Source organism: Micromonospora sp. WMMD723 (assembly GCF_049863385.1).
In the GTDB taxonomy this organism is placed as follows: Bacteria; Actinomycetota; Actinomycetes; order Mycobacteriales; family Micromonosporaceae; genus Micromonospora; species Micromonospora wenchangensis.
In genome coordinates this window covers 4,687,691-4,701,740 of sequence record NZ_JBMKNR010000001.1, presented here as the reverse complement: position 1 = coordinate 4,701,740, position 14,050 = coordinate 4,687,691, and the positions used below count along the sequence as shown (strand labels likewise).

The window sequence follows — 14,050 nt, the reverse complement described above, 5'->3', positions numbered from 1 at the left end:
AGCCCAGCAGCAGCCCGCGGATCAGGTGCCGACCCGCCGCGCCGGCCCGGGTGAGCACGACCAGGCCCAGCCCCTCACCCCGGACGAAGCCGTCCGCCCGCGCGTCGAACGCCTGGCAGCGCCCGGACGGGCTGAGCATGCCGGTGCGGCTGAGCAGCACATGGTTGTGCGGCGACAGGATGAGGTTGACGCCTCCGGCCACCGCGACGTCACACTCCCCGGCGCGCAGCGCCGCAGCCGCACGGTGGATCGCCACCAGGGAGCTGGAACAGCCGGTGTTGACGGGCTCGCTCGGGCCGCGCAGATCCAGCAGGTAGGACACCCGGTTGACCAGGATGGAGTGCGCGGTCGCGGTGGCGGCGTACGCGTCGACGGGTCTGCCCGAGCGGCGGCGGATCTCGTCGTAGTCGCTGGACCCGACGCCGACGAACAGCCCGACCGGTCGACCGGCGAGGGTGCCCGGCGGCAGTCCGGCGTCCTCCAGCGCACTCCACACCCCCTCCAGCAGCAGGCGCTGCTGGGGGTCCATGCCGTCGGCCTCCTCCGGCGATATGCCGAAGAACAGCGGATCGAACCGGTCGACGTCGCCGATGAAGCCGCCGCGCCGGGCGTGCACGCCGTCGGGCAGGGACCGCCAGTCCCACCGGTCGGCGGGTACGTCGCTGACCAGGTCGGCACCGGCCACGATGTTGTTCCAGAAGGCGTCCAGGTCGGGGCTGCCGGGCAGTCGCGCGGCCAGGCCGATCACCGCGATGTGGTCGTCGGCTCCGGTCCGTCGCGCGGGCGCCGGCCGCCTGTCGGGCTGCGCCGTCTGCGGTACGGCCTGCGGGTACCTGTCGCGCAGCAGTGCGGCGTGGTCCCGCCCGAGCCGGGTGACCAGTGCGCGCAGGGTGGCGGTCTCGTAGAACAGGGCGGGCGTGACGTCGAAGCCGAAGGTGTCGTTGAGCCGCCCGGCAAGCAGGCTGTAGCTGACCGAGTCGAACCCGTACTCCCCGATCTCGGTGTCCAGGTCGAGATCCTCGACGGGGATTCCGGAGGCCGCCGCGGTGAGCGCCAGCAGTTCGGCGGTGAACGGGGCGTCGTCGGGTGCCGGGGCCTGCGCCGCGACCGGCCCGGGTGCCGGTGCCGGTTCGTCGACGGGTGCCGCGGCGGCGGCCACGATGACGTGCTGGAAGTTCCGGGAGGTCGGTGCCGGCCCGGGCACCGCCCGGACCTGGGCGTAGCCGGCTGCGCTGAGCACCGCGTCCCAGCCCGACACGCTCAGCAGCGGCGACCCGGGCAGGCGCAGCCGGGTGTCGGTGTGTGCCCACCAGCCGTCGAACAGTCCGTACGTGACGGTGGCGGCGAGGGTGACCGTGGTCAGCTCGTTGAGCAGCAGTTGCCCGTCGGAACGCAGCACGGCGCGCAGGTGCCGTGCCGCGCGGCTCACGTCCGAGGTGGCGTGCAGGACGTTCGCCCCGACCACGAGATCGAACCCGGCTGCGGGGAACCCCTGGGCGACCAGGTCGGTGTCGAGATCCAGCCGCTTGAACCGCACGAACGGGTACCGTCCGCCGAACTCGCGGCGACCGTGCGCCAGGAAGGCCACCGACAGGTCGGTGTACCAGTACTCCAGGTGCTCGCCGTGGGCGGCCAGGGCACGCAGCAGACCGGCGGTGGTGCCACCGGTGCCCGAGCCGACCTCCAGGATCCGGATCGGGTCGTCGGGGCGCAGCCGTCCCCGGCGGTGGTCGACGTGTTCCAGCAGCCGTGCGGTGAGCAGGTCGTTGTACAGGTCGCTGATCGGGTTGCCCCGGTAGATCTGTTCCATGGCGGTGGTGCCCGAGGCGGGGAACAGCAGGTCGGTGGCGAGCAGCTCGCCGCGGAGCAGCTCCGGGTAGTGGTCGAGACAGCGACGCAGCAACGCGACGAAGACCGCGGAGTCGGGGTTCGCGGCGGCCAGCTGGTCGAGGCGCGCGCCGTGACCGCCGGCCAGAGCGTCGGCGAGCGCCGCCGGTTCGGGCCGGAACCGACCCTCGTGGACGGTGAGCACACCGCCGTCGGCGAGCATGGTCAGCAGGGTGTGCAGCAGGCGCTCGTAGCGGGCGGTGACACCCACCCGGCGGGCGACCTCGGTCGCGTCCGGGTCGGGTCCGCGCCAGGCGTGCATCTCGTGCAGCAGGGCCAGCAGCGCGCTGCGGGCGATGGCGGTCAGCTGCCCGTCGACGGCGTGGAAGTCGTCGACGACCATCCGTTCGGCGTCGGTCAATCCGTCGGTGGCGGCCACGCCCGTTGTCGTCCCTTCGCTGGCGGTCATCCGCTCCCGTAACGCGGCGGTGCCGGGCACCACCACGAGTTGGGGAGCCGGTCGGCGCAACGCCTCGGTCAGCGTGCCGAAACCGGTTTCGGCGGTGATGGAGTGGAAACCGGCGGCGGTCAACTCGGCGCGGTGCCGGTCGGTGGCGACCGAACCGACCGTCCCCCAGAAGCCCCAGTTGATGGCCCGGACCGGGTACGGCAGACGCTCGTCGAGGGCGTGCGCGTAGGCGTCCAGGAAGGTGGAGCCGGCAGCGTAGTTGCCCAGACCGGGCTCGCCGAGGAAGGACTGGGCGGAGGAGAAGAAGAGCAGGAAGTCGAGTTCCCGCGCGTCGATGGCGTCGATCAGGGCGGCGGCGACGCCGGACTTGGCACCCAGGCTCTCGACGAGATCGTCGTCGGTGAGGTCGCGGACCAGCCGGGAGCGCTGGACCATCGCGGCGTGCATGATCCCGTGCACCGTGCCCGCCCGCTCCAGCACCGTGGCGAGTTGCCCGACGTCACGGGCGTCGGCACGCAGGTAGCGGATACCGTGCTCGGCCGCGAGGTCGGGTCGCTCCCGGCGGCCGACCAGCACCACCTCCGTGCCCCGGTCCGCCACGAGTTTCCGGGCGAGGGCCAGGCCGATCCCGCCGCCACCACCGACGATCAGGTAGCGGCCGCCACGGCGCAGCAGCTCGGGACCGCGTGGGGTGGGCGCCGGGCGCAGTGTCAGCCGGTGCGGGGTCGCCCCGGTGTAGGCGACCCGGGTGCCGCGCCGGACCGGGGCGAGCAGGCCGGCGGACACGTGGGCCGGGTCGACGTCGACAGCCGCGACCGACCAGCCCGGATGTTCGTTCTCCAGTACCCGGGTGAGGCCGAGGACCCCGGCCACGTAGGGGTCCGTGAGCTGCCGTCCGGGCGGGGCGGCCGCACCGACGGTGACCACGATCCAGTGCAGCTCGGGCAGGTGCGCCCAGCGACGGGCGTAGGCGGCCAGCGCGCGTACCCCGGCCGCCTCGCCGTCGGCGACCCGCGCGGTCTCGGTGCCGACGGCGGGTGCCGACCCGGTGAGCAGGTAGATCACTCCCGGGTCGCCGGTGACGCTGCCGCCGAGTTCGACGAGCTGCGCGCCGGGGTGCCTGGCGGCCAGGCCGGTCGCCAGCCTCTTGCGCCCGGGCGCGTAGAGCACCAGAACGGGCCCCTGCGTGGGCACCGGCTCGGGGCTGGCGCACACCTCCCACGACGGAACGTCGGCGTCGCACGGCACCGGCTCCCGGTGTCGGGCCGCCCCGTCGGCCCCGGCCGCACCGCCCGTGCCGGCGGCACCGCTCGCGTCGACGGCACGGCTGGTGTCGACGGCAACGGCCGTGCCGTCGACGGCACCGGTCGCGTCGGTGTCCGTCCCGACCCAGCACCGCACCCGCGCGAACGGGTAGCCGGGCAGGGCGACCTTGTGTGCCCGCCGGTCGCGGTGCAGCGCCCGCCAGTCCGGGGCGGCACCGGTCACCCAGGCCGCGGCCAGGGTGTCCGGGTCGGTCGACGCGGGCGCGGTGGCCGGCGTCGTGGCGCGGCCCCGGTGGACCCGCGACCCGTCACCGGTCAGGAAGGCCCGCAGCGCCGCCCGCAGTTCCTCGACGTCGGTGGCCACCACGGCCAGCCGCTCGACCATCGCGTCGCGCCCCACCTGGGTGGTGTAGGCGACGTCCGCGAGCGGGATGCCGCCGCCCAGCGCCCGCGCCACCGCGGCCAGGCTGGACTGGGCGTCCATCCGTGGCACCCGTCCGTCGCTGCGGGCGGCCACCGCCTGCATGAGCCGACGCAGATCGTCCGCGTCCAGACCCAGGTCCTCGAAGGAGGCGTCCGGGTCGGCGTCGCTGAGCCCGGCCGCGTCGGCCAGCTCCGTCAGCCGGTCCCCGGCGGGCAGTTCGGTGTACCGCTCGGCGAGCAGGCGCAGGGCCTGCGGGGTACGTGCGGACAGCAGCACCACCTGCGGCCCGGTGCCTGTCTCCGGGGCGGGTTGCGGGTACTCCTCGACGATGACGTGGGCGTTGCTGCCCCCGGCGCCGAAAGCGCTGATCCCGGCCCGCCGGGGCAGGCCATCCGGGCTGTGCCACCGTTCGGTCTGCTGTTGGACGCTGAGCGGCGAGTGCTCCCAGTCGATCGCCTCGTTCGCCGGGCGCGCGTGCAGCGAGGGCACCAGGGTGCGGTGCCGCAGTTGCAGCAGCACCTTGGTGAACGCGGCGATCCCGGCGGCGGATTCCAGGTGGCCGATGCCCGACTTCACCGAGCCGAGCCGGGTGGTCCCGGTGTCGAAGACCTGGCTGAGGGCGGAGATCTCCACCGGATCGCCGAGGGCGGTGCCGGTGCCGTGCGCCTCGACGTAGCTTACCGTGGCCGGGTCGACCCCGGCCCGGCGTAGCGCCTGCCTGAGCACGTCGGCCTGTGCCGACGGGTTCGGGACGAAGAATCCGCTGGCGCGTCCACCGTGGTTGATCGCGCTGCCCTTGATCACCGCGAGCACCCGGTCCCCGTCCGCCACGGCGTCCGCGAGGGGTTTCAGGACGACGACACCGACACCCTCACCCGGGACGTACCCGTCGCCGCCGGCGCCGAAGGCCCGGCACCGCCCGTCCGACGAGACGAACCCGACCTGACTCAGGTGCAGGTACTTGTACGGGTGGACGATCAGGTTCACCCCGCCGGCCAGCGCCAGCCCGCTCTCCCCGGAGCGGAGGCTCTCGCAGGCCAGGTGCAGCGCCGTCAGCGAGGACGAGCACATGGTGTCCACCGCGAGGCTGGGGCCACGCGCGTCGAGGAAGTAGGAGACCCGGTTGGCGACCGACGACGCGAACGACGTCGGCAGCACCGGTAGCCGGTCCTCGGCGCCGAGGCCGAGCATCTGGTACTGGGTGAACATGACACCGGCGAACACGCCCACTCCTCGGCCGGCGACGGCCGTGCGGGTGATCCCGGCATCCTCCAACGCGTGCCACGCCACCTGCAGGAACAGCCGCTCCTGCGGGTCCATGCCCTCGGCCTCGCGCGGCGTGATGCGAAAGAACGCGGGGTCGAACTCGTCGATCCCGTCCAGGAATCCACCCCACTTGCTGTACGAACGCCCGGCGGCCGGCTCCGGGGCGAAGAAGCCGTCCAGCCGCCAGCGCTGCTGCGGGATCTCGGTGACGCAGTCGCGTCCGTCGAGCAGGTTCGCCCAGAACCGGTCGAGGTCCGCAGCCATCGGGTAGCGGCCCGCCACGCCGATCACGGCGATGTCCCGGTCGGACGACCCGGATCCGCCCACGGCGGCCCGGTCAGGTTCCCCGGACGTCGACGGGCGGGCGGCACGCGAGCCGTCCGTGGGCGGTGCCGCGGTCGTGACCGCCGAGGGGGTGGCGGGCTCGCGCAGGCCCAGTGCCCGACGGGCCTGGTCGGGTCGGCCGTGCAGCACGACGATCTCGGTGCCCCGACGGTCCCGGATCGCGTCGAGGACCGCGAGACCCGTCCCGGTCGGCAGGGGCGTCTGCCCCTGGCGGCGGAACACCGCCCCGGTGGCCGGGTCGGTGCGCATGCCCCCGTCCGCCCACAGCGGCCAGGCGACCGAGGTGAGCCCGTGCTCGCGTGCGTAGGCGTCGACGAAGGCGTTCGCCGCCGCGTAGTCAGCCTGCCCGACGTTGCCCGCCACCCCGGTCACCGAGGAGAACGCGACGAAGAAGTCCAGGTCGAGGTGCCGGGTCGCCTCGTGCAACAGCACCGTGCCGCGCACCTTCGGTGCCAGCACCGCCGACAGGTCGTCCGGGGACTTCCCCGCGAGCAGGCCGTCGCGCAGGACACCCGCGGCGTGCACCACGCCGTCGAGCCGGCCGTGCCGGGCGATGATCCCGTCGACCAGCCGCCGCACGTCGGCGGCCACGGTGACGTCGGCGCGGACGAACTCGGCGGCCGGCGACTCCCGCGCCGGGTTACGTCCGGCGAGCACGACGGTGGCGCCCCGCGACGTGAGGGACGTGGCGAGCGCCCGGCCCAGGCCACCGGCCCCACCGGTGATCAGGTAGACGCCGCCGGGCCGCAGCGGTTGCCCGTCGCCGGGGGTCTCGTCCCGGTAGCGGCGCACGAACCGGCCGGCCTCGTGCCGGACCCAGGTCTCACCGTGATCGGCCAGCTCGGCGAGCACGGCCTGCGGATCGGGGTCGCCCGCGCACTCCACCGCGGTCACCGCGAGGCGCGGTTGTTCGAGTCGGATGGTGCGGGCCATGCCCGCCACCGCCGCGGCCACCAGGGGCTGCGCCACGTGCACGACGGGCACCGGGGCGGCCAGCAACACCTGGGCGATCGCCAGCATCTCCCGGCACGCGGTCTCCACCGCCGCCGGGAGGTCGTCGCCGACCGGCGGTCCGACGTGCACGACCGCCCCGGGGGCGGTGGGCAGGCTGGCCAGCAGGGTCTGCAGGTCGGCCCGGTCACCGGGGCGGAGTTCGTACTCGCGGTCGCCGCAGCGCCGGAAGGCCGGGCCGCGCCGGACGACGATCTGGTCGGGCCGCAGCGGGGCATCGCCGATGACGACCAGCGGTCCGATCGACGGCACGTCCGGCCGGACCGCAGCGCACCACTCGCCTGTCACGTACGCGGTGCCGTCCGGGACGTCGTCGCGCGGTCCCGGTGTCGTCCCGCCCGGCGGAGCGGCCGGGACGAGGCCGGCCAGGTGCTCCGCGACCGCGTCGACGGTGGGGTATTCGAACAGCAACGTCGGATAGAGCGTGATGCCCCACCGCTGCTCGAAGGAACGGACCAGCGACAGCAGGTGCGTCGACTCCAGGCCGAGGTCGTAGAAGCCGCAGTCGGTCTCGACGTGCAGGTCCGGGTCACCGGCAGCCTGCCGGACCATGGCGATGATCTCAGCGTGCAGCGAGCCGTCCGTTCCGGACGCGGCGGTGGTCACGGGAGGTGCCGTCGCGGTCGCCGGGGTGGTGAGCCGGGTGATCGCCTCGGTGGACCGGACCCGCTTGAAGACCAGGTCGCTGAAGCGGGCGGACAGCACGCCCGATGCGTCGTACAGATCGATGTCCGCCCTGACGATGTCGGCGGCCGGTCCCGCCGGGGCCAGCCGGACCGCGACGGTGCACCTGTCACCGAGGGGTCGGGTCGCCCGGAACTCCCCGATGTGCAGCGGGATCAGGGGCCGTGCGTCGGCGTCGGCACCGGCGAAGGCCAGCGCGTACGCCTGCATGGTGGATCCGTCGAGCAGTGCGGGGTGCAGCATGAAGTCGTCCACCGTGGCTTGTGCCCCGGTGCCGAGCGCGAGTTGCGTCACCACCGTGTCCGCCTCGACCCGCAGCGTGCCGTGGCAGCGCATGAAGGCCCGGTGTTCGACTCCGACGGACCTGCCGGTCGCGTAGACCTCGCCGACGTCGCGCGGCGCGGCGGCTCCCGCCGGTGGCGCCGACCCGGTCAGGGCCGGCAGCCCGGTACGGACGGTGGCCCGGAGGTGGGTGGTCGGGTCGTCGGCCGCGACACCGTCCACGACCCGCCGGCTGGTGGCGGTGACCCGCACGACCTCGCCGTCCGGTTCCAGCGCGACCGTGACCTCCCGGTCGACGTCCCCGCCGGTGGTCAGCGGGCTGACGAAGAGGACGTCGCTGAGCCCGACACCGCCCGGCTCGATGCCACATCCGTCGAGCAGGCGGTACACGATGTCGAGGAAGGTCACCCCGGGCAGGGTGCGGACCCCGTGGACCCGGTGGTCGTCGACGATCGGGTGGTTCCCGATCACCCGCAGACGGCAGCTGACGGCTGGAAGGTCCACCCGGCCGCCTGCCGGCGGGGACGGCCCGAGGGCGGGGGTCGGTGCGTGCGCGGCGGTGACGGTCAGGTCCAGTCGCGCCGGTCGGACCGGGGTGGCGACGGGGTGGGCCGGGATCGTCCGGGTCGCGGTGCCGCGGGGCCAGAACCGACGACGCCGGTACGTGGGCGGCGCGAGCGGAGCCCGACCGGTTCCTTCGGGTGCGCCGGGGCCGAGCACGACGTGGGCGTTGGTGCCGCCGAATCCGAACGCGCTGACCGCGACGCGGCTGCCGGCGGGCAACTGCGTCGTCGTGCGCGCCGGGAAGAACGGCGACTCGGCGAACGCGAAGCGTGGGTTGGGCCGCTCGCAGTGCAGGGTCGGGGCGATCAGCCCGTACCGCAGCGTCTGCACGGCCTTGATGAATCCGGCGATTCCTGCCGCGCTGAGCAGGTGACCCATCGAACTCTTGACGCTGCCGATGCCGCAGTAGGCCCGGTCGTCGGTGTGCCGCCGGTAGACGGCGGTCAGCGCCTGCAACTCGATCGGGTCGCCGATCATGGTGCCCGTGCCGTGCGCCTCGACGTACCCGATGGTGCGCGCGTCGATCCCGCCGCGGGCCAGCACCTCGGTGATCAGGGCCCGCTGGGCGGGACCGCTGGGGGTGGTGTGACCCATCGTCCGTCCGTCGTTGTTGACGCCTGACGACTCGATGACCGCCAGGACCCGGTCGCCGTCGCGGTGCGCGTCGTCGAGCCGCTTGAGCAGCACCAGCCCGGCGCCCTCGCCCGGAACGAACCCGTCGGCGGACTCGTCGAAGGTGCGGCACCGTCCGGTCGGCGACAGCGCGTTGCCGGCGCTGAGCATGAGGTACGGCTCCTCGTCGAGCAGCAGGTCGACACCGCCGGCCAGGGCCAGCTCGGACTCGCCCAGCAGCAGGCTCTGCACCGCCAGGTGCACGCTGACCAGCGCCGACGAGCACGCGCTGTCGACCACGAGGTTCGGGCCGGTCAGGTCGAGAAAGTGCGACACGTGCGCCGCGATGTAGTTCTGGTTGATCCCGATGATGGACTCGCGGGTCAGCGGGCGCAGGTAGGTGCGGTGGTTGCCGGTCCGGCTGCCGACGAAGACGCCGACTCGGCGGCCGTGCAGCTCCTCGTCGGTGTATCCGGCGTCACGGACACACTCGACGGCGACCTCCAGCGTCTTGCGCACCAGCGGGTCGAGCTGCCGTGCCGTCTCGTCGTCGAAGCCGAAGTAGGCCGGGTCGAACAGGGCCGCGTCGTCGAGGAAGCCGCCCCACCGGCTCTGGCTGAGCCCTGGGCCGCCACCCGGCCGGTAGAGTGCCGTGACGTCCCACCGGTCCGGCGGCACGTCGCCGACCATGTCCCGCCCGGCGAGCAGCGCCTGCCACAGTTGCCCCGGGTCGGCGGCACCGGGCAGCCGGCAACCCATCCCGATCACCGCGATCCGCACCGGCGTGCCGGGCGGGACGGGCGTCGGTGCGGGCACCACGGCCGGACGGGCCGCCGGGGGGTGCGTGCTCCGGGTGGTGAGGGCCCGGCCGAGCCCGGCCAGCGTCGGATGTTCCTGGAGCAGGCTGGGGTCCACGGCGTCGTGGACCGCCACCTCGAGGTCGCGGACCAGTTCGGCCATGAGCAGCGAGTCCACGCCCAGGTCGACGAGGTTCGTCTCGGGTCGCAGAAGGGACCGTTCGGTACGGGTCGTCCGGGCCACCACGTCGAGCAGCCAGTCGATGTCGTCCGGCCTCGGCTCGTCCCCCGGGTCGAGGACCGGTGCCGTCTCCCCCGGGTCGAGGACCGGTGCCGGCTGCGGCGGGGCGGCGGGGCGGGGCGCGCGGAGGAACTCGTCGGCCGGTACGCCCGTACGACGGGTCAGGCAAGGCAACAGGACCGGCTCGTCCGGTACCCGCAGCGCCAGGTCGAACAGGCGTAGCGCCTCCGCCTCGCCCAGGTCGGGGATGCCGAGGTCGCTCCCGGCGCTGGTGTGCCGCTCCCCCATTCCGATGCCCCGCCAGAGCGGGAACCGTAGCGACCGGACCAGGCACCGGGGTTCGTCGGCGTGCGCCTCGGCGAAGTCGTCGAGGACGCCGTTGGCGGCGGCGTAGTCGAGGTGCCCGCCGGCCAGTCGGGGAGACGAGGCGGCGATCGACGAGAACAGCACCAGCAGCCGCGGCAGCCGGTCACCGAACGCCGCCCAGAGCGTCTCGACGGCGAGCTTCGGCCGGAGCACGTCGGCTGTCTCGTCCCGGGTCCGGGCCAGGAACGACTGGGGCGCGTGCATCACCCCCGCGCAGTGCAGGACCGTGGTGAGGTCGCCTGCGGTGCCCCGCACCCGGTTCATCAGTCGACGCAGCGACGTCACGTCGTCCAGCGGATGGGTGTGGACGGAGAGCGTCACGCCCCGGTCGGTGAGCGCCAGCAGTCGGGTCAGGCGGGCGCGCAGCAGCGGATCGGTCGATTCGGCGGCGGCGAGGGACACCCAACGCCTGCGGACGGGCAGCGGGGAGCGACCGATCAGGACGAGGTGTCGCGCGCCGCGATCGGCCAGGTGGGCGGCGAGGCGCAGGCCGATCGCGCCGGTGCCCCCGGTGATCAGGACGGCACCGTCGTCCAGGTTGGCCAGCGGGTCGGGGTCGGTGGGTAGGGCGAATCCGACCGTGCGGCGCTGCCGTCGGGAGCCGACGTACCGGATCTCGGTCTCGCGGTCGTCGGCCGCGCGCTCGGCGGTGACGGCGGCGGCCAGGTCGCTCCGGTCGCCGTCGACCCGGACGGTGCGGGAGACGACCATGGGCAGCTCTCCGGAGAGGGCACGGTAGAAGCCGGCCAGCACCGACCGGCGGGCACCGCTGACGTGCAGGCAGCGCAGTCCGGTACGCGGGAGCCGGCCGAGCACCTCACGCAGCAGCTCGATCCGCTCGGTGACCAGCGCGCCCGGCTCGCTCCAGTCGACCAGGTCGGCGAGCCCGGTCAGGCCGTCCACGGCGGGCAACGGGTCACCGGGCCGGTGTGCGACGGCGTCGTCGCCGAACAGGGCCGGTGCCAGGTCCGGGTCCGTCGTGACGACCAGGAGGCGGCCCCGCGGGGCGGGCGTGGGCGGTGGCGCGTCCCGCCAGAGCGCGGTCAGGAACTCGGGCGTCGCGGTGGGCGCGGCCCAGTGCTGGTCCCGGCGGAACGGGTAGGTCGGCAGGGAGACCACTGGTGCGGCGGGCACCGGGCCTTCGACCGGGGCGTCACCGGCGGGCGGCCCGGCCTCCAGGACGGCGGCGAGTCCGTCCGCCAACTCGCCGAGGTCAGCCGCCGCGACGGCGACCCGGCAGGCCAGCGCGGCGCGCCCGGTGCGCATCGTCCGGGCGATCGAGGCCAACGGGGGTGCCTGGGGCGACCGGACCACGTCCAGCAGCGCGGCGACCGCTTCCCGCAGGGCCTGCGGGGTACGGGCCGACACCGGCACCGTCACCCGGCCGGTGGGCGGCGCGTCGGCGGTGGGCGGTGCCTCCTCCAGGACCACGTGGGCGTTCGTGCCGCCCATCCCGAACGAGCTGACGCCGGCCCGGCGGGGGCCGCCGCCGGGCGGGGGCTCCCAGGCGGCGCGGTGCACCTGGAGGCATAGTGGCGATCCGGCCAGGTCGATCATCCGGTTGGTCCGGCGGACGTTGCGGGTGGCGGGGAGGGTCCGGTGGTGCATCGCCAGGATGACCTTGATCATTCCGGCGATGCCGGCGGCCGACTCCAGGTGACCGATGTTGGTCTTGACGGAGCCGATCCCGCAGTGCGGTAGCTGCGGCATCGGGTGCGGGCTGCGGGCGTACAACCGGCGGAAGGCCGTCACCATGGCCGAGACCTCGATCGGGTCGCCCAGCCGGGTGCCGGTGCCGTGTGCCTCCAGGTAGCCGACGGTCGTGGGGTCGACGCCGGCCGCGGTGTACGCGCTGACCAGCAGATCGGCCTGGGCGTCCGGGTTGGGCGCGGTGAACGACTGGGCCTGGCCGCCGTGGTTGACCGCGACCTCGCGGATCACCGCGTGCACCCGGTCCCCGTCGGCGAGGGCCCGGTCGAGGGGCTTGAGCAGCAGCGCGCACGCTCCCTCGCCGCGGACGTAGCCGTCGGCGGCGTCGTCGAACGTGTGGCACCGCCCCCGCGGGCTCAGTACGCCGGCCCGCTGGTACGCGGCGTGCCGTCCCGGGTCGCACAGGACGTTCACCCCGCCGGCGAATGCCTGGTCGCAGATGCCGGCCCGCAGCGCCGCGACGGCGTTGGCGACCGCGACCAGCGACGACGAGCAGAGCGTGTCCACGGCGACGCTCGGGCCGCGCAGACCCAGGGCGTAGGAGACACGGTTGGCCACCAGCGACGGTGAGACCGCCACACTCAGGTGCGGCTCGTCGCGCCCGGCGTGTTCGGCCAGCACGGCGGCGTAGTCGGAGTGGCACACGCCGGTGTAGACGCCGGTCCGGCTGCCCGCCAGCGTGCTGGGGTCCTGTCCGGCGTCCTCGGCCGTCGCCCAGGTCACCTCGAGCATGAGCCGCTGCTGCGGGTCCATGAGCGCGGCCTCACGGGGGCTGACGGCGAAGAACTCGTGGTCGAAGCGGCGGATGTCGTCGAGCAGCGCCGCCCGCCCCACCAGTCCGGGATGGGCGGCGGTGTCCCAGCGGTCGGTCGGGATGTCGCGGATCGCGTCCTCGTCCCGGCCGAGCAGGTCCCACAGCTCCGCGACGCCCGCCGCGCCGGGGAAGCGCCCCGCCATGCCGATCACCGCGATCGGAGCCGCGGTCTGCGGCTGCGGCACGGCCGTGACGGCGGCGATCGGCTCCGGATCGCGGTCCTCGCCGCGGATCACCCGCCCCATGGCGGCGACGGTGAATGCCTGGAACATGGCGCTGGGATCGATCCGCAGACCGTGCTCGCCCTCAGCCAGCGCCACGACCTCGGCCAGCGCGACACTGTCCAGGCCGTACCGGCGTAGGTCGTCGTCGGCGGCCAGGGTGCCGGCGGGCCGGTCCAACGCCCGTTCGAGCAGCGGCAGCAGCAGCGCGTCCAGGTCGGTCGTCCCGGGGCCGGTGTCCGCCGGCGGGGCGGTCGTGTCGGGGCCGGCGTCCGCCGGCGGGGCGGGGGCACCGGTGGCGGCGACGTGGTCGCCCCAGAGGGCACCGAACACGCTGCTACCGCGGAGCACCTTCACGGTCTCGATGCGGGCCAGCGGCCTGCCGTCCCGCTCACGTAGCAGGGTCGAGGCCAGCACCACCCGGTGGCCGTGTTCCCACCGGAGGTCGTCGAGCCGGTACCGCACCGCGTCCTCGGCACCGCAGTTCGCCAGGTACATGATGTCGCGGCTGACGGTGGCGGCGGCCGTGGCCCACTCGCCGCCGGGTGCCAGCGAGTGCAGGTACCGGCGCTCGCCGTGGTCGTTGATGTGCGGGTACGACGCGAAGTAGAGCAGGCCGAGGGCGTTGACGTCCACGACCGGATTGAGTTCGTAACGCTCGGTGTGCAGGCCGGAGCCACCCGCTTCCCGCCCACCGTGCGTCTGGAAGTCGTGCAGGAAGTCGAGCTGGTCGGCGGTCGGCTCGCGCACCGGCAGGCAGCCGGGCACCTGTGGCACGCCGGGGACCAGCCAGTTGCGGTCCGAACGGCGGACGAAGACGGTGAGCAACCGGACGTCGACGTGCGCCGTCCCGGTGGTGAAGCGGATGTCGGACAGGAAACGGCGGTCGTCCAGCCTGGTCAGTTGGCCGGTCATCTCGCCCTCGTCCAGCTCGGCGAACGAGGCGAAGGAGGCGCTCGCGGTGTGCCGGACCCGGACGAAGGCGGGGAGCAGTCGCGTGCCGTCGGAGTCGGCGAGCTTGGTCACCGAGGTGCCGAAGTGCTCGCCGATCAGGGACCAGTGCAGGTCGCCGCACTCGCGTAACAGCCAGTTCTCGGAGAGACCGCCGGTGGCGAGCGTCGGCAGGCCCAGGATGACGTGTCGGGCCGTCAT

General features: G+C 74.1%; 1 protein-coding gene (only partly in view). It reads right to left on the bottom strand.

Annotated features, from left to right (window positions below; genetic code table 11):
• Positions 1-14,050: the 5' portion of an SDR family NAD(P)-dependent oxidoreductase gene (locus ACN261_RS20740; RefSeq protein ID WP_425851663.1), read on the bottom strand. It extends 4,961 nt beyond the left edge of the window; the window shows 14,050 of its 19,011 coding nt (coding positions 1-14,050); it begins with the start codon at positions 14,048-14,050; its stop codon lies beyond the left edge, outside the window.